Here is a 16,037-nt window from a genome sequence, read left to right as displayed (position 1 = left end):
ACGTGAACCCGAGGTAAGCCGATGAGCCCCGCCGAGCACGGCGACCAGCCCGCCCGCATCCTGATCGTGGACGACGAGCCCGCCGTCCGCGAGGCGCTGCGCCGCAGCCTCGCCTTCGAGGGGTACGACACCGAGCTCGCCGTCGACGGGCTCGACGCCCTCGACAAGGTCGCCGCCTACGACCCCGAGCTGATCGTCCTCGACGTCCTGATGCCCCGCATGGACGGCCTCACCGCCGCCCGGCGGCTGCGCGCGAGCGGTGTCACCGTGCCGATCCTGATGCTGACCGCCCGCGACACCGTCGGCGACCGGGTGACCGGCCTGGACGCCGGCGCCGACGACTACCTCGTCAAACCCTTCGAGCTCGACGAACTGCTGGCCCGCATCCGCGCCCTGCTGCGCCGCAGCTCGTACGCGACGGCTGCCTCCGCCGCGGCGGCCCCCACCGACCAGCTGTCCTTCGCCGACCTGCGCATGGACCTCGCCACCCGCGAGGTGACCCGCGGCGCCCGCCGCGTGGAGCTGACCCGCACCGAGTTCACGCTGCTGGAGCTCTTCCTCGCCCACCCCCGGCAGGTCCTCACCCGCGAGCAGATCCTCAAGTCCGTCTGGGGCTTCGAATTCGAGCCCACCTCCAACAGCCTGGACGTCTACGTGATGTACCTGCGCCGCAAGACGGAGGCGGGCGGGGAGCCCAGGCTGGTGCACACGGTCCGCGGCGTCGGATACGTCCTGCGCGCGGGCGGCGGAGGGCCGGAGTGATCCGCCGCTTCCGCCGCCTGCCGCTGCGCTCCCGGCTGGCCCTGCTGACCGCGGCGGCCGTCGCGGTGGCGGTGGCACTGGCCGCCGGCGCCTGCTGGGTCGTCACCGAACAGCAGCTCGGCCACCAGCGGGACACGACGCTCACCAGCCAGCGCGTCGACGACAAGGCCGTCCAGTCCCTGGTGCGCACCTGCGGCACCAACCCCTCGGGCCTGCCGCCCGCCCCCGGCTCGTACACCGTGCAGATCGTCACCGCCTCCGGCATCGTCTGCACCACGCCGGGCAAGTCCCCGATCAACGTCACCGGCGCGGACCTCGCCGTCGCCCAGGGGCGCGTGGACGAGGTGCTGCACGACGCGCGGGCGACCGACGGCCGCCCGATGCGCGTCGCCACCTACGCCTACGACGGACCGCAGCTGCCCAACACGGCCGTCTCCATCGCCCAGCCGCTCGACGAGGTCGACAAACCACTGGGCGCCCTCGCCATCGTCCTGGTGCTGGTGGCCGGCTTCGGCGTGCTCGGCGCGGCCACGGCCGGGCTGTGGGTCGCGCGGGCCGCGCTGCGCCCGGTGGACCGGCTGACCGAAGCCGTCGAGCACATCGCCCGCACCGACAACCTCGAAGTGCGCATCCCCGTGGACGGCGAGGACGAGATCGCGCGCCTTTCCCGCGCCTTCAACTCCATGACCGCGGCGCTCGCCTCCTCCCGCGACCGGCAGCAGCAGCTCATCGCGGACGCCGGGCACGAGCTGCGCACACCGCTCACCTCGCTGCGCACCAACATCGACCTGCTCGCCCGGAGCGAGGAGACCGGCCGGGCGATCCCGCCGGAGGACCGCAAGGCGCTGCTGGCGAGCGTCAGGGCGCAGATGGCCGAGCTGGCCGCGCTCATCGGCGACCTCCAGGAGCTCTCCCGCCCGGACGGCCCGCCCGGCAGCGGCCCGGTGCAGGTGGTCGCGCTGCACGAGGCCGCCGAGCGGGCGGTGGAGCGGGCCCGGCTGCGCGGTTCGGGCCTGACGATCTCGGCCGACATAGAGCCCTGGTACGTACGGGCCGAGCCGGTGGCGCTCGAACGGGCCGTGGTCAACCTGCTCGACAACGCGGTGAAGTTCAGCCCCCGGGGTGATGTGATCGAGGTGCGCCTGATGAAGGGCGAACTCACCGTCCGCGACCACGGTCCCGGCATTCCGGAGGACGAACTCCCGCACGTCTTCGACCGCTTCTGGCGCTCGCCGTCGGCGCGCAGCATGCCGGGCAGCGGGCTGGGCCTGTCGATCGTCGCCCACACCGTGCAGCATGCGGGCGGCGAGGTGGTCCTGCGCCCGGCGGAGGGCGGCGGCACCATCGCGTCGGTGCGCTTGCCGGGGGCGGCGACGGAGCCTCCTGCGCTGTAGTGCCGTGTGGGCCTACGTCCTGGGGGCCTACGTGCGTCCCACCGGGAGGCCGGCGCCGGTCAGGGTGGCGCGGATGCCGTTGCGTTCGACGGTCACTTCGCGCAGGTGCAGATCCTTGGCTTCCTTGGGCAGTTGGAAGGAGAGGGAGAGACGGTCGACGAGATCCGGTGGTCGCAGGTGGGTGAGCGCCGCGAGCACCTTGGGGTCGATGCCGGCCTTCTGCAGCAGCCAGGGGTGGTCCACGACGACGTCGACGAGGTTGACGTGCGTCAGCTGCTCCACGAACCGGGGCGCGCCGGTGAGCTCGTGCAGCCGGTCCTCGCTGCGCAGGGCGGCGGCCACGTCCTCGTCCGATATGCCGAGCCGCTCGGCGACGGCGGGCACCGACAGCAGCGCCTTGGCGCGGGCCGCGTCCCGGCTGATGCGCTCGGCCGTCTCGCGGTGGAGGGTGAGGTTCTCGCGCTTGCCGGGGCGGTAGGTGGCCACGTGGGGGATGTCCAGGCTGATGCCGTCGACGTCGGTGGAGATTCCGCGGTCACCGTTGCGCTGCAGATGCGCTTCCGCGCGCAGGTGCAGCTCCTGCCCCGCCACGGCCAGCTTGCCGTGGGCGCCCACGGCGTTGTTGCCGAGATCGGTGAACTGAACTTGTGAGGAGCCGAGTTCGCGGCCCATGTCGGCGAACGACAGCAGCACGTCGCCCTGGAGGTCGCCGATGACGGCGCCACGCACGTCGGCGGGCAGATCGCCGGTGAGCCGCACATCGCGGGCGCTGACCTTGACCTTGGCGAGCGACACCCGGTCGGCGGCGACGTGCGGCACGGTGATGTCGACGCGCTGCAGGTCCTTGGCCAGCACCTGAGTGAGGAAGGGGAAGCCGTGGATGTCGACCTGCGGGGCGGCTTCGAGGCCGAGCTGTTGCTGCAGTGCCTGCTGTGCCTTCTTCTCGGCGTACATGGCGGCGCAGCGGTCGCCGAGGACCAGCAGCGCGCCGAGCGCGGCGGCGCCGATCAGCAGCTTGAGGGTGCGGCGGGAGCGCCGGAGGGGGCGTTTACGCTTCCGTTTTCGCTTGGCGCGGCGGTGGTTGGGGGGTGACCAGGGCTCGCTGGTGTCCAGCGGTATCGGTACGACGCGCAGCGTCTCCTCGGGATCCCAGGGGGAATCCGGATCCGGCGCCGGTTCCGGATCGGCCAGTGATGCGAGTTCGTCATAGGGGTTGTGGGGACGGGAGGATATGCGTGGGGGGATGCGCATCACCACATCCCACCATGCGCGATCCCCTCGAACGCAAGGGCTACCGCTAGTAGCGGCGCAAAAGCGAGGGGCCGATTCCGCCCGCATCGCCCAGTGCAAGGATTCCGCCATGAACGACTCACACCTCACGCACATACCAGCTCCGGAGGGCGTCGCCCCGGGGGCCGGCTACACCCACGTGGTCATGGGAACGGGCCGCCTGGTCGCCCTGTCCGGCCAGGTGGCGCTGGACGCCGACGGAAAGGTGGTCGGAGCGGGCGACCCCGCTGCACAGGCACGGCAGGTTTTCGACAATGTGCGCCGCTGCCTGGCGGCGGCCGGTGCGACGTTCGACGACGTCGTCAAACTCACGTACTACGTCACCGACATCGCCCACCTCCCGGCCGTCCGCGCGGCACGCGACGAGCACATCGCCCCCGAGCGCCTGCCGGCCAGCACGGCGGTCCAGGTGGCCGCTTTGTTCCGCCCGGAACTCCTCATGGAGGTAGAGGCGTTCGCCCTCCTGCCGGAGGGGCGGTGACCGAACGCGCGTCTTAGCAATAAAACGCGCAAAGTGCGGGGCAGTTTTCAGCCGTTGTGCCGGGGTTTTTCACGTTGGCTGACGGTGCCCTCTAGCGTTGCTCTCATGGCACGCGCTCGGGGGAGTCGCGACGATCACGCGACATGTTGTGCGGTGGGGATTCGAGGGGGGCATGCGGGCGATCAAGTGTGGCCAGGTGCCCGTCACCAGCTGAACTGATCGGACGGCTGAGCGGGAAGCGGAACCGTTCCGGACGTGGGCTCCGTCGTTCTGATCGTGATCAATACGACCGGCCTCACCCTTGACCAGCTCGCCGACGCCTGGCGGCACGTCCACGACGCGTCCGCGGCGGACGAAGCGGACCCCCTCGTCCTGGACTGCGCCCGCAGGCTCGCCGCCGACCCGGGCGGGGAGCAGGCCCACGTGTGGGTGTCCGGGCTGGTGGCGATGTCGGGGTACCTCGCCTGGCGCCCCGGGCAGGCCGCCGAGGGCGCCGCCCTTGACGCGCTGCGCGCCGCGGCGAAGGCGCTGGGCGATCAGCCCTGCGCGCACGACAGCCATCCGTACGAGGCCGAGACGGGCCTGCTCGAAGACGAGATATGGCGGGGTGACAACGGCCTGCTGACCGGCGCACTCGCCGGGCCGGTGCTGTGCCCGCAGAACGTCGCCGGATGGGCCCGCCTCGCCGTGGACGTGATCGCCCCGTTCACCGTCCGCCGCATCCCGGCCGGCGCGCCGAAGTACCACCACAGCCGTATCCGCAGTCTCTCGGGGATCGTGAACGACTACCCGTACGTCGATCCGCACGAGGAGCTGATCGACGAGGCAACCTGCCTTCCCGACCGACCGACCCGCGGAGTACTCGCCGGCTACCTCGTGACCATGAACGCGACCTGCTGGTACGCGGCATCGGAGAGGATCACGGACCGCGCGGTACTGGACGCGATGATCAAGGGGGTCGAGGCCGCCGTTCCGCTGCTGGGCGACGGTCCGTGCACCCACAGCCCTGGCGAGCACCCTGACACCCGCGATCCGGACTACACGAACCAGGCCGGATACCTCCTCCGCAGCCCCGGCGGCCGGGCCGAGATCGCCGAGTACTACGGGTGGGACGAGGAGGACGAGGACGACCAGGAGGACGAGCCCCTGGACGCGTGGGTGTGCCCGGCCTTCCTGCACGACCTGGCGGACGAGACGCTCGCCGCGCTGACGGCGGGTCTGCGGTCGTTCGAGGCGGCAGGGGCCGCGGCCGAGGGCTAGGAGGGGTCGAGGCGTAGTGTGCGCCTGGTGAACGAACTGAGTTTCCGGGGGAAAGACCGGTATCGTCCGTCTTGGTCCCAGTTTGCGATGCTGGGTGTCGTGCTGGCCGCCCAAGCGGCCTTGGCTGCCTCCCAACTCGGCGTGGCGGGCCTCTGCTGGTTGCTCGGTGGGACCGCCGCGCTCGCCGGCCTCGGCCTCTCCTTCGCGCTCCGGAGCTGGACCACGGTCGGGGCGGCCGGGATAACCGTCTGCTGGGGTACCGGGCGCGGCCGCACCCACCCCTGGCAGGACATCCGGTGGATCGACGTGCGCGAGACCAAGAGCCAGTACGGGACGGCGCGCGCGGCTCGGATCACCCTCGCGGACGGGCGGCGCCGCTCACTGCCCGGGCTCCACCACAGCAACCTGTACCCCGCCCCCGATTTCGACGTGGAATTCCGGCGGGTCGTCAACTGGTGGGAGCTGAGCACGGACCGGGCCGCTCGTTTCCAGCCGCCGAAGCGGATGCGGGACCGGGTGTCGCCCACGGTGGCCGGGATCGTCCTGGGCATCCTCATCTCGGTCGCCGTCGTGGCCGTCGTCGCCGTACAGAGCTAGCTAAGCGTGTTCCTCCCCGTATGCGCGGAGGAATACGTCCACGGCCGCGTCCGCGATGGCGTCCAGGTCGGCGTCGGGCCGGTACTCCAGTGGGCCGGTGAGCAGGACGAGGAGGTGCTCGGCGGCGAGTTCCGGGTCGCACGGACGCAGGCGGCCGGCGAGCGCGAGGCGGGCCAGTCGGTCGGCGAGGGCGGACCGGATCCGTAGGGCCGTGCGCTCGCGCACGCTCGCCGCCAGGCCGGGCATCGCCTCGGCGCCCGCCAGCCGACGCACGGCGCGTGCCTCTTCGTCATGGCAGACCCGCAACAGGCCGCGGGCCGCGGCGCCCAGCACCGCGCGCGGGTCGCCGTCCGCCGCAGCCTCGCGCAACTGCTCGACGGCGGCGATGCACTGTGCGCCGACCCGGTCGGCGGCGGACTCGACAGCCTCGCGGTAGAGGCTCTCCTTGTCGTTCAGGTGGTTGTAGACGGTCGGCTTCGCGACGCCCGCCTCCTGCGCGATCTCCTTCACGCACGTCTGCGCGTAGCCGCGCCGCGCGAACACCGCGAACGCACCGTCCAGGATCGCCTGCCGTCGATCGTCACGCCCACGAGCCTTGCGCCGGTGCCCGGTTGACACTTCTGAACCCATGGGTTCAGTCTAATACTGAACCGGATGGACCGAACTTCTGAACCGATGGGTTCAGTCGAACTGGAGGGGTGGGACGGACATGATCGTTCACATGCTGCGTTTCTCGTTCAAGGAGACCGCGACCGAGGCGGAGCGCGAGCACGTGCTCGCGGTGATGCGTCGCACGGCCTCGGTCGAGTCGGTGTCGTTCTCGACGGTGGGCCAGAACCTTGACGACACCGAGGACTTCACTCACGCCTACTGCGTGGGCATCGCCGATCTGCCGGCCCTGCGGCGCTACATGCACGACCCGGTCCACCTGGCCGGCGACCCGGAGATCATGCCCCATCTGGCCCGGCTCGCCATCGGCCCGGACCTGTCCGATGACATGACGCCCACGCTGGCGCGGGAGATCCTCGCCCTGCATGACGAGAAGGTCGCCCTCTACCCGGAGTGGGCCGCCGAACTCGGCCCACTGCTGGCGGCCCGGCCGGCCGCCTAGTAGGGCGTGTCCGAGGGGTGGTCGCACGAAGGCCCGTAGGCTGCTGGCCGATCCGGATGTGACCACCGTGGTGGTGGAGCATAAAGACCGGCTCGGCAGGATGAATGCCGAACTGGTCGAGGCCGCACTGTGCGCCCATGGCCGTCGGCTCGTCGTGCTGGACGACGGGGAAGTGGAAGACGACCTCGTGCGTGACATGGTCGAGGTGCTGACCTCCTTCTGCGCCCGCCTGTACGGGCGCAGGTCGGCGAAGAATCGGGCGCAGAAGGCCATTGAGGCGGCTGAGCGTGGCTGAGCCGGAGAAGCTGCGCACGATTGCTGCGTCGTTTGTGGCTCTGGGGCCGTCCGGTGTGGCGGTACGTGACCGCCTGAGGCGGCTCACCGTCGAGGACGAGAAAGTCCTGCGGTTGGTTGGCCGGTATATGGGCACGCTCGCGTCCCGCGACCTCAAGGCCCGGTGCGCGGATGGCCTTGAGCACGGCAGTGAGACGTGGGCGGCCCGTAAACGGGACCTGACGGCGGTGTCCTCGTCACGGTGGGCCGGATCGGTCACCAAGAGCACGCATGATCAGTGGGCGCTCGCCCGCCGCTGCCTCGCCGCCTACATCCACAGCCTGGAAGCCGGAATCAAGACGCTGCGACACCGCCTGTCCCTGCCGGTGGGGGAGCACGGCTCCAAGCGGGCGCCGGGCGGCTACCGGTCCAAAGGCGAGTGGTTTCGCAAGTCCCGGCGTCTGGCCGCTCTTCAGGTCCGGCATGCCGCCGCGCTCGCGGACTGGCAGGCTGGGCGTGTGCGCGTAGTACGGGGAGGAAAGCGCCTGGTCAACACCCGTCACAACCTGGAGAAAGCGCATCTCACCACCCGGGAGTGGCGGGACCGTTGGGAAGCCGAGCGCATGTTCTTGTCGGCGGACGGGGAATCGGGCAAGCGATTCGGGAACGAAACGATCCGCATCACCCCGGACGGTGAGATCGGCATCAAACTGCCCGCGCCGCTCGCACACCTGGCGAACGCCAAACATGGCCGGTACATCCTCGCCTGCACCGTCACGTTCCAGCATCGGGGGCCGGAGTGGGCCGACTGCATCGGAGCGAACCGTGCCGTTGCGTATCGTATCCATCACGACGCCGACCGCGACCGCTGGTACGTGACCGCCTCGTGGCAGCGCCCACCCGTCCAGACCATCGCGCTCGACGCCGCGCTGTCCTCCGGTTGTATCGGTGTCGACACCAATAACGATCACCTCGCCGCCTGGCAGCTCGACACCCACGGCAACCCGGTAGGTGAACCCCACCGCTTCTTTTACGACCTGTCAGGAACGGCCGATCACCGCGACGCGCAGATCCGCCACGCCTTGACCCGCCTGCTCCACTGGGCCAGGCGGGTCGGCGTCCAGGCCATCGCGATCGAGGACCTGGACTTCACGCAGGACAAGACCCGGGAGAAGCACGGCCGGAACAAGCGGTTCCGGCGGCTGATCTCCCGATTCCCCACCGCGAAACTCAAAGCCCGGCTCATCTCCATGGCCGCCGAGCACGGCCTCGCGATCGTCGCGGTCGACCCGGCCTACACCTCCCGCTGGGGTGGTCAGCACTGGCATCAACCGCTGACCACCCCACAGCGTAAGACGACCCGTCACGATGCCGCCGGCATCGCGATCGGGCGACGCGCCCTCGGACATCCGATCAGGCGACGGACGACACCGCCCCCGCAACACCAGAGCGATGCCGCGGGGCATCGGACCGTCCAGGCCCGACCGCAGACCCGAGGGCGTGACGGAAACCGCCCACCCGCCACGGACCGCACTCCTGGAGGTGCGTTGCCGGACGGGACGAGAAAGCGGAGACCCAGTGCATCCAAAACCGTTCTGGATGCGCCCAGTTCGCAGCAGAGGGTCCAAGACTCACTCATGCGCACTGGTTAGGAACGGTCACGTGACGCCATCCTTGAAGCGTGCGGATCAGCCGCCCTGGCCGGCGCTTCCGATCGGGCCGACCTTCACCGGGGAGCCGGAGCCGTCCGTGACGGGCAACGTGGCGCCGCCCGGCCAGGGGAGGGAGACTGTCTTCGTCTCGTTCGGCGGGGTCACCAGAAGCCCCGTGATGCGGACGCCGGAGCCACCCGACTTGTTGAACGGATAGTTGATGCCGAAGGCCGTCGACTGCCCGGCCTTGAGGATGGTCGAGGGGGCCTGCTCACCAGTGCGCTTCGCGGACAGCGCCCCCGCGTTGGTCTTCAGATCGACGCCCGCGTACCCGGAGATCACGCAGCTGTGGCCGCCGCGGTTCTTCAGCTCCACCACGACGGTGCCATCGGGGTCACCGTCGATGGTGCGGTCCTTCGCCGTGATCTGCAGCTCGTCGGTGCGGCACTTGGCGGCCTTGCCGCTCTCCTTGGAGCCGGTCCCGGCGGCCGCCCCCTGCCCGCCGGAGCCCTTCCCGGCGGAGTCCTTTCCGCCGCCCTGATCCGAACCGGCCGCACCCGAGCCGCCGCCCGAGGAAGACGCGGACGGCGGAGCGTCTTGTCCCTTGCCGTCATCGTCGCTCTGACAGGCCGTGAGCGTGAGACCAGCCGTGATGGCCAGGGCGGCAAAGGTTAACTTTTGAACGCGCATCGTTTCTGCCTCAATATCGGTTGGGGGCATCGGCCGCTCGGTACGAGTCGGTATGAGCGAGCGTTTCCGATCGCCAGGATGCACCCGGCCGGGCGAATCGTTCCGCCCAACCGCTCCCTAATACATTCCTGTTACACGCACAGCCGGGCGCGACGCGCGGGAAACAGGACCCGAGCGCGGTGTGCCGCGCCGGATGCTTGAACCCAGAGGGCGCCTACGGGTGGTAGAGGGCCTGGAGACGCGTCGCGTCGGCAGGGCCGTCCTCGGCGAGAGGCAGGAAGTAGTTCACCTGCCACGCCTGAGTGCTGCGTGCCTGGCGATTGGTCGTGGTCACCCACGGCGGGTAGACGCGAAACCCTCGCTTCCCGCCGGAGCCGTTCCGGGACACAATGCCGCGCTCGCACAGCACGTCGCGCGGGAACACGAACTGCCCGAAGTGGCCGCTGTCACGGCTGCTGATGACGAAGAGGTCGACGCCGTCAGCGGCATCGAAGGGCCGGATCGGGCCTTCTGCGGATCGCTGCCACACGGTGACGAACTGGCCGACCTTCGTCGGGGTGGTCTTGGCAACGCGGAACCTGACCGACAGCCCGTCGAGCGTGAACCCGTGGGCTGCGTACTCCGCGCTCTCGGGTTCGGGCACGGGCTGTGAGCAGACAAAGCCGCTCGGGTCGTACACCAGCGCTTTCGCCGCCAGCAGATCGCCGGGAAGCCCTGCCCAGGGCTGATGCGTCACCATCCTCACATCCTGCCATCACGCCCACCACCTGCACTTCCGACTGGCACCACAGGCCCGTCCGGCCGAGCCCTGGCCCAGCGCTCAGCTCTCTTCAGCGCTCTCGGCAGCCGGACAGCTACTCCCAGCCTCCCGCCGGCACCGCGTCGTTCAGAGCGAATCCGTGCTGGCTGTCTGCGAGCGGGCTGCGCGGAGGCCCCTCCCTCCCTCGCTGTGGCGTGAACCTGTGACCCCAGGCCCCCAGGCCTCGGCTACTGGTTGGCCAGCAGGTCGGTGCGGTGCTGTTCGAGGTCGGTGACGCCATCGAGGTCCACCGTGACCGTGTACCGAGTGTCCCCGCCGGGAGCCGTCTCGTCGGTCAGCTGCCAGCTGTCCGCGAAGCCCCAGCTGCCGCCTGTGTAGACGCCCTTGAGGCCGCCGTCCACCGTCCCGACGGCGTCGAAGGGGCCGCCCTCCCAGCGGAAGGTCCAGTAGGTCCGGTACCAGGCGTCCAGCTGCTCCGGGGTGGCCAGGAAGTGCTCGCCACTCGGATCCCGGGGATCGGCGATGAGATCCTCAGGCCGGTCATCCCCGGTGGTCAGAGCGATGAGGCCCGCCGCGTCGGCCTCGGCAGCGGCCGGATACGTCCGGCCGCGGTGGACCGCGTAGGTCATGGGGCGGAAGTGGTCAGCCTCGGCCAGACGCCGCACCAGGGCGTGCAGAGGCTGGAGCAGATCCTCATGGTGCTGCTCCAGTTCGGTGGCTTCGTCGCGCGGGAAGACGCCGTAGTAGTCAGTGAACAGACGCTTGAGATGCTCCTTGGCGAAATGTTCGTCGGAGCCGAGGTAGTCGCCCTCGAGCGCGGTGGGCGTGGCGGCGCTGCACTCGAAGAGCTCGCCGCGCCAGCGGAACGTCCACGTCACGGCGTACCAGGCTTCCAGATGCTCCGGCGCAACCGGGTATCCCACCGACCCGTCGGCGGCCTCGCGCGGCGCGAGCCCTTCGGGTGCGGGACGGCCGGGCTCGGGCAGCAGCTCGACGCACGGCCAAAGCCCGACGGCGGCGCGGGCTGCGTAGAGCTCCCCGTGGAAGGCAGCGACCTCGCCCTTGACCGGGAAGGGGAAATCCCCAGCGTCAGTCATATCTTTTTCCACAGTCCTTCGTTCTTGTCGAAGAAACCGATGGCCTCTTCGGTGCCGTCGGCGTGCATACGCCAAATCTCAGCATGGTGGGGGAAGCCGGTGGGCTTGGCAATCCACTCCGGGACACCCCCGCCGGTGTAGCCGGTGCCGAGGAACGGTTCTTCCCAGGCCCGTCCGCGGCTCTGGCCAGCCATGCCGGCGACGTGGTTGGCCCACTTCTCGTCGCCGACGGCGCCGAAGGACGGCTCGGCACGCATGTCGTGCGGTGCCGGGAAGCGCAGCTGGTACGCCTCGGACGCGCCCGGTGGGACAGCGGACCAGCCGGCGCCGCCATCGTCAAGAGCGAGCCCGTCGCGCAGTTGGTCCATGCTGCGCAGGTCGGCGGTGTCGCAGCCGCGCGCGATGGAGCCCTCGAACGCGCCGCGATTGAAGGTTCTATTCGTGCCGAGCTTTGTGACGTTATGCATATAGGCCTGCATCTTCTCGGGCGTGATCACCTTGGTCACCATTTGGTCATCGTCGAGCTTGATCGCGTCACGGACCCCGACGACCTCGCGAGCCTGCGCGTCGCTCAGGTCGTTGGTGGGGGAGAGCCGGAGCTTGTCATGCTCGGAGGGGTCCAGGCCGCGTGCCGCCAACTGGTCGTCGAGTTCCTTCTGGTAGTAGCGGCCGTCGCGCAGCGCGTCGTTGCCGTACCATTCCGCAGCCTCATCAACCGGGCCCAAGGCATCCGCAGCCGAATCCTCCGACTCATCAGCCTGGTCCCGACCGTCCACGGCCGTATCCGGAGCATCATCGGCCGTATCCGAAACATCAGACGGCGGCTCCGAAACGTCGACCGGAGCGGGCGGCTCCGGAGCATCGTCAGCCCGCTCCGAAGCCTCGTCGGCCAAATCCGAGGCCTCGTCGACCGGGGCTGACTGCGCCGGAGCGTCGATCGGCGCCGTCGGCTCCGGGGCCTCATCAGTCGAGCCCAAGGCGTCCGTAGGTGACTCCCGCGCCTCATCAGCCAGGTCCGGACCGTCCACAGCCCGCTCCGGAGCATCATCGGCCGGATCCGAAGAATCAGTCGGTGGCTCCGGGGCCTCGTCGGGATCGTCCGCGCCCTCGTCGGGATCGTCCGCGTCCTCGCCTTGCGGTGCGGATTCCGCGACCTCGTCCGCCTCGGGAGCGTCATCGACGGATTCGAAGGCTTCCTCGGACTCGGCCAGCTCAGGAGCTTCCTCGGCCTCGGCCGGCTCAGGAGCTTCCTCGGCGTCAGTTGCCTCAGAAGCATCCTCAGGCTCAGATGCCTCAGGCGCGTCGTCGGGCTCGTCCTGCCCCTCGGGGTTCCCGGCCTCCGCCGGGCTCTCGGATTCGCCGGACCAGGACGGCTGGTCCTGATCCTCGTCGGACTCCTCCGCGGCGGCGTCCGGCGTCTCCACCGTCTCTTCGAAGTCTGTGGAGCTCGCCGGTTCGGAGGACTCGGCGCCGGATGCGTCCGTGTCCTCGCCACCGGTGTGTTCAGTGGCGCCGTCGTCGGCTCCGGGCGAGTCGGCTGGTATGTCCGGCTGTTCGGAGGCGACCGGCTCGGGCGCGTCCTGGGCTTCGGGGGAGTCCTGGGCTTCGGCCGGGTTCTGGGTTTCCGGCGCGGTGTCGGCGGACTCGGGTATCTCCTCCGCCTCTCCCGCAGTCGCCGGCTCAGGTGCGTCGTCGGAGTCCTCGGTTGCCTCCGTGCCGCTTGCCGCTTCCGCTCCGGCATCGCCGGAGGCGGGGGCCTCGTCCACCCGGTCCGGTTCGGGCGCATCGTCGGCGGGGTCATCCGTAGCGGCCGCGCTGTCACCCGTCTCAGAGGTGTGCCCGGGCTGCTCCGGAGGCGAGGCGCCGTCGGTCGCGGAAGCGTCCTGAGCCCCCGCCGGCTCGGGCGCCTCGTCCGACGCTTCCGACGTCGGCGGTTGTTCGGGCGGCTGTTCGGTCTCAGTAGGACGATCGCTCATGGATCATTTCTCGTTCGGCTTCGGCTCTGATGGGCGTGACTGCGGTACAGGCGCACCCAAGGCAGCGTCTTGCGTTTCCACGCCGTCTGGGCCAAGTGGATGAATACGCAGGCGCGTTAGTCCTCGACTGTGTCCCGGTCGGCGCCCGGTGGGGCGACGGTGTCGGCGATCCCCGCCACCATTCCGAGGTACGGGACCACCGCTGCGCCTGGGCCTCCGACGTCCTGGGACAGTCGGCGACCTTCTTCTTCAGCGCGGTCCCGTGCTCCGGCCACACCGTCGTCGCCGCGCGGGAGCGGAACGCGCAGCGGCAGCGGCAGCCCTCGCAGTCCGGGAAGGGGGCAAAGGCGGCGTCGACCTCGGGGGCCGCCTCGGCGAACCGGTTGAAGCGATCCGCGAGTTCGGAGCCGTCGGCCAGCTGTGCTCGCGCCTCTCCCGCTTCCGCCGCCGCTTGGGCACGCACGTTGGGCACCCGGATCAGGGCCGGCCGGTCGAGCCCGTCATGGTGGGCGAATGCTTGGAAGGGTTCCAAGGAGACCGCGTAGCGCATCTGGTCGGGAGAAAAGCGCATGGTCCCCCCGATGACCTCTCGGTCTGCTTCGGACGGCAGCCGGTGCATCACCTTGAGGTTGGTGTTCTTGTACGCGTCCTCGATGAGTTTCTCCGGGACCTGTTCCACGATGACCAGGCCCTCGCCGTACTTGCGGTTCTCCGCGAGCGTGTTGGCGAAGGCCTGCGCGGCCCACGCCTGTGCGTTGCCCTCCTTGGCGTCACCCCCCTTGGTGACCGGACGCCCGAGCAGCCGGTGCGCCCCCTCGATGACGGTGACGTGGGCGAGCTCGCCGTCCCGGCGGCTCGCCTTGTAGTGCTCGGTCATGGTCTGCAGGATCAGCGCAGTGACGAGGGGCTGTTCCTTCTCGTTGTCGCCGACTTCGGTCAGCTCGATGACCACCGGGCGGGAGAGAAGTTCGTCCATGGGGTAGGAACGCGAGCAGTCCAGGGTGCTTCCGCAGGCGCCTTCGACGATGAGGTCGCGAAGCGTGGGCCAGTTCCCCGCATGCCCTGGGCCCGCCAGGTCGGTGGCGACAATGCCTTTGCGAGCATAGGTGTTACGCAGAGCGCGGTTGTAGATGCTGGGCAGTGGGTCCCACAGCCCGAACGCAGCGTCGAAGCAGGCCAGTGCACCGGCTATGTGCGTACTGATCCGGACCCCGAGGGGCACCTCGAAGGGGTTGAGCCGCAATGGGGCGATGGTTTCGTCGCCCACGGTCAGAACGACCAGAGCCTCGAACCCCGGCCGTGTGGCAAGCCATCGGTAGTCGTCGAGATCGGAGTTGACGGGGTCGATGACGAGGAACGGTATGCGGTGGTCGCGCCAGAGCTGCTCGCAGAAGGCCAGCGTGGTGTTGGTCTTGCCGGAGCCGGTAGTGCCGACGAACAGGCCAGTGGGCACGGTGCCGTGCCCCGGCCGCTCCGCAGGGGAAAACGTGGCGCCGGCCAGTTCTGCCAACCCCTCCGACAGTGGCTGCGGTGAGGCAAGGGCGACACGTATCCGGAATGCCCGGTCGGTGTAGCGGCGGGCCACGTCAGCGTAGATCCGTGCGTCGTCGGCTGTGTTCCACTGACCCGCCAGCCACGCCATCTCGGCGGCGATGACCTTGGTGCGGCGCTCCTCCTCGGGCAGCTCCGCGTACTCCCTGGACTCGGTGAGGTCCGCAGCGGCCTCGATACGGACTGCGGTCCATGCCCAGACCGCCGTGCCGTCGCTGACAGTAGGGGTCCCCGGGGTCCCCTGAGCGCTCAGCGGGGGCCCCACTGAGAGGTGGGGACGTAACCGTCAGGCAGTGAAGGGGGAGCCAACCCGGGAGGAGGAGTGGGCGGAAGCGGCGGGGTGCCGGGGGCTGCGGCCGGTGACGGCTCGGTGAAAGAGGTGAAGAGAAGGATCAGCCAGAAGGTGAAAAAGCCGATGAAGCCACCCAGGGCGAAGCCCGAGGCGCTGGCCTCCCAGTCGAACCCCGACAGCAAGAAGGGGATGAACCCGAAGGCGATGGTGATCCCGGTTGCAGTCAAAGCCGCGGTTGCCCAGAGCCCCAGCACGGTCTTGATGGAGACTGCTTCACTGAAGCTGAGTTCCACGTCGTTGTATCGCAGCGTCTGGCTGAGGTACGAGGCGTTGGGGCCAACCGCTGATGAGGCCGCCCACTGTGCCGGGCCGCCCATCTGACTTCCGTCCATCTCCCCCTCCGGTTCGGCGCCCGTGACGATAGTTCAGCTGCGGGCAACCTATCGAACGTCCGGACGAGTCGAGTACCGGGGAGGGAGAGAGGGTCTGCGGCCTTTAAATCTGCGGGCGCGTGAAGCCGTACGCCCGCTCCACCTTTGCCACGTGGACCGCGAACGTCTCGTACCAGCGCTCACGCCCGAGGTCGCGCGTCGGCGCGTGCCGGGCGTGGTTGCGCCAGGACGCGATGGACTCCTCGTCCCGCCAGTACGAGACCGTGACGCCCAGGCCGTCTGCGCCCTCCGCCGCGTCCACGCCCAGGAAACCAGGCTGTGCGGAGGCCAGTTGGAGCATTTCGGACGCTCTCGCCGCGTAGCCGTTGTCCCCCTCGGTGCGGATGGCGGTGAAGACCACGGCGTAGTACGGCGGGTCGGGCAGTGATGCGGGCTTGGCGTTGGTCATGGGGCCCTCCC

The 16,037-nt window shown here is 69.7% G+C and carries 16 protein-coding genes and 1 pseudogene; 8 read left to right on the top strand and 9 right to left on the bottom strand.

Translation table 11 applies throughout. From position 1 onward, the window contains the following. Positions 1–21: 21 nt before the first annotated feature. Positions 22–762 carry a response regulator transcription factor gene (locus FHS39_RS05040; RefSeq protein WP_184346498.1) on the top strand — a complete coding sequence of 247 codons (741 nt, stop codon included), beginning with the start codon at positions 22–24 and terminating at the stop codon, positions 760–762. After that, positions 759–2,156 (top strand): ATP-binding protein, encoded by a 1,398-nt coding sequence (locus FHS39_RS05035; RefSeq protein WP_184346497.1) that lies wholly within the window; start codon positions 759–761, stop codon positions 2,154–2,156. The genes FHS39_RS05040 and FHS39_RS05035 overlap by 4 nt, the downstream gene beginning before the upstream one ends. 27 nt (positions 2,157–2,183) lie before the next feature. On the opposite strand, the gene FHS39_RS05030 is transcribed toward FHS39_RS05035, so the two are convergent. After that, positions 2,184–3,407 (bottom strand): LmeA family phospholipid-binding protein, encoded by a 1,224-nt coding sequence (locus tag FHS39_RS05030; RefSeq protein ID WP_184346496.1) that lies wholly within the window; start codon positions 3,405–3,407, stop codon positions 2,184–2,186. Between the two features lie 109 nt (positions 3,408–3,516). Between FHS39_RS05030 and FHS39_RS05025 the strand changes: the two genes are divergently transcribed. The 3 genes from FHS39_RS05025 (at position 3,517) to FHS39_RS05015 (ending at position 5,784) form a co-directional block, all read left to right on the top strand. After that, on the top strand, positions 3,517–3,927 hold the full coding sequence (locus FHS39_RS05025) for a RidA family protein (RefSeq protein WP_184346495.1): 411 nt from the start codon (positions 3,517–3,519) through the stop codon (positions 3,925–3,927). A 255-nt stretch (positions 3,928–4,182) separates the two neighbouring features. Further along, positions 4,183–5,187, top strand: coding sequence for a hypothetical protein (locus FHS39_RS05020; protein ID WP_184346494.1), 1,005 nt, complete (start codon positions 4,183–4,185; stop codon positions 5,185–5,187). A gap of 99 nt (positions 5,188–5,286) precedes the next feature. Further along, complete coding sequence (locus FHS39_RS05015) at positions 5,287–5,784, top strand: PH domain-containing protein (RefSeq protein ID WP_184346493.1); 498 nt, start codon at positions 5,287–5,289, stop codon at positions 5,782–5,784. Here FHS39_RS05015 and FHS39_RS05010 read toward each other — a convergent pair whose 3' ends face one another. After that, positions 5,785–6,414 (bottom strand): TetR/AcrR family transcriptional regulator, encoded by a 630-nt coding sequence (locus tag FHS39_RS05010; protein ID WP_184346492.1) that lies wholly within the window; start codon positions 6,412–6,414, stop codon positions 5,785–5,787. A 91-nt stretch (positions 6,415–6,505) separates the two neighbouring features. Here FHS39_RS05010 and FHS39_RS05005 point away from each other — a divergent pair, with 91 nt between their 5' ends. The 3 genes and pseudogenes from FHS39_RS05005 to FHS39_RS04995 all read left to right on the top strand — a co-directional run bounded on the left by FHS39_RS05005 (position 6,506) and on the right by FHS39_RS04995 (position 8,820). Then, a complete protein-coding gene (locus FHS39_RS05005) occupies positions 6,506–6,895 on the top strand; it encodes a Dabb family protein (protein WP_246469820.1) in 390 nt (129 codons plus the stop codon). A 22-nt stretch (positions 6,896–6,917) separates the two neighbouring features. Continuing rightward, a pseudogene (locus FHS39_RS05000) lies at positions 6,918–7,190 on the top strand (recombinase family protein); the annotation flags it as partial. Then, positions 7,183–8,820 (top strand): IS200/IS605 family accessory protein TnpB-related protein, encoded by a 1,638-nt coding sequence (locus tag FHS39_RS04995; protein ID WP_184346490.1) that lies wholly within the window; start codon positions 7,183–7,185, stop codon positions 8,818–8,820. The pseudogene FHS39_RS05000 and the gene FHS39_RS04995, both read left to right, overlap by 8 nt. A 36-nt stretch (positions 8,821–8,856) precedes the next feature. Here the strand turns inward: FHS39_RS04995 and FHS39_RS04990 are convergent, their stop codons facing one another. The 7 genes from FHS39_RS04990 to FHS39_RS04960 form a co-directional block, all read right to left on the bottom strand. Beyond that, complete coding sequence (locus FHS39_RS04990; RefSeq protein ID WP_184346489.1) at positions 8,857–9,510, bottom strand: DUF4232 domain-containing protein; 654 nt, start codon at positions 9,508–9,510, stop codon at positions 8,857–8,859. Positions 9,511–9,724: 214 nt separating this feature from the next. Beyond that, positions 9,725–10,249: a MepB family protein gene (locus FHS39_RS04985; RefSeq protein WP_184346488.1), complete on the bottom strand. Its 525-nt coding sequence runs from the start codon at positions 10,247–10,249 to the stop codon at positions 9,725–9,727. A gap of 248 nt (positions 10,250–10,497) precedes the next feature. Continuing rightward, on the bottom strand, positions 10,498–11,367 hold the full coding sequence (locus FHS39_RS04980) for a hypothetical protein (protein ID WP_184346487.1): 870 nt from the start codon (positions 11,365–11,367) through the stop codon (positions 10,498–10,500). Beyond that, positions 11,364–13,343, bottom strand: a complete 1,980-nt coding sequence (locus tag FHS39_RS04975; protein WP_184346486.1) for a hypothetical protein — start codon at positions 13,341–13,343, stop codon at positions 11,364–11,366. The genes FHS39_RS04980 and FHS39_RS04975 overlap by 4 nt, the downstream gene beginning before the upstream one ends. Further along, a complete protein-coding gene (locus tag FHS39_RS04970; protein ID WP_184346485.1) occupies positions 13,324–15,159 on the bottom strand; it encodes an ATP-binding protein in 1,836 nt (611 codons plus the stop codon). Before FHS39_RS04970 ends, FHS39_RS04975 begins: the two co-directional genes overlap by 20 nt. After that, positions 15,144–15,578: a hypothetical protein gene (locus FHS39_RS04965; protein ID WP_184346484.1), complete on the bottom strand. Its 435-nt coding sequence runs from the start codon at positions 15,576–15,578 to the stop codon at positions 15,144–15,146. Before FHS39_RS04965 ends, FHS39_RS04970 begins: the two co-directional genes overlap by 16 nt. Positions 15,579–15,681: 103 nt before the next feature. Next, positions 15,682–16,026: an antibiotic biosynthesis monooxygenase family protein gene (locus FHS39_RS04960; protein WP_184346483.1), complete on the bottom strand. Its 345-nt coding sequence runs from the start codon at positions 16,024–16,026 to the stop codon at positions 15,682–15,684. Positions 16,027–16,037: the final 11 nt, after the last annotated feature.

This window comes from Streptomyces olivoverticillatus (assembly GCF_014203555.1).
GTDB classification, from domain to species: Bacteria; Actinomycetota; Actinomycetes; order Streptomycetales; family Streptomycetaceae; genus Streptomyces; species Streptomyces olivoverticillatus.
Note: the sequence above shows the minus strand (reverse complement) of the source record. Positions and strands in the feature narration are given on the sequence as shown.

Bases quoted from the DNA above. Each gene is read 5' to 3' on its own strand.
- FHS39_RS05040 (WP_184346498.1), top strand. From the start codon at position 22: ATGAGCCCCGCCGAGCACGGCGACCAGCCCGCCCGCATCCTGATCGTG.
- FHS39_RS05030 (WP_184346496.1), bottom strand. From the start codon at position 3,407: ATGCGCATCCCCCCACGCATATCCTCCCGTCCCCACAACCCCTATGAC.
- FHS39_RS05025 (WP_184346495.1), top strand. From the start codon at position 3,517: ATGAACGACTCACACCTCACGCACATACCAGCTCCGGAGGGCGTCGCC.
- FHS39_RS05010 (WP_184346492.1), bottom strand. From the start codon at position 6,414: ATGGGTTCAGAAGTGTCAACCGGGCACCGGCGCAAGGCTCGTGGGCGT.
- FHS39_RS05005 (WP_246469820.1), top strand. From the start codon at position 6,506: ATGCTGCGTTTCTCGTTCAAGGAGACCGCGACCGAGGCGGAGCGCGAG.
- FHS39_RS04990 (WP_184346489.1), bottom strand. From the start codon at position 9,510: ATGCGCGTTCAAAAGTTAACCTTTGCCGCCCTGGCCATCACGGCTGGT.
- FHS39_RS04985 (WP_184346488.1), bottom strand. From the start codon at position 10,249: ATGGTGACGCATCAGCCCTGGGCAGGGCTTCCCGGCGATCTGCTGGCG.
- FHS39_RS04980 (WP_184346487.1), bottom strand. From the start codon at position 11,367: ATGACTGACGCTGGGGATTTCCCCTTCCCGGTCAAGGGCGAGGTCGCT.
- FHS39_RS04975 (WP_184346486.1), bottom strand. From the start codon at position 13,343: ATGAGCGATCGTCCTACTGAGACCGAACAGCCGCCCGAACAACCGCCG.
- FHS39_RS04965 (WP_184346484.1), bottom strand. From the start codon at position 15,578: ATGGACGGAAGTCAGATGGGCGGCCCGGCACAGTGGGCGGCCTCATCA.
- FHS39_RS04960 (WP_184346483.1), bottom strand. From the start codon at position 16,026: ATGACCAACGCCAAGCCCGCATCACTGCCCGACCCGCCGTACTACGCC.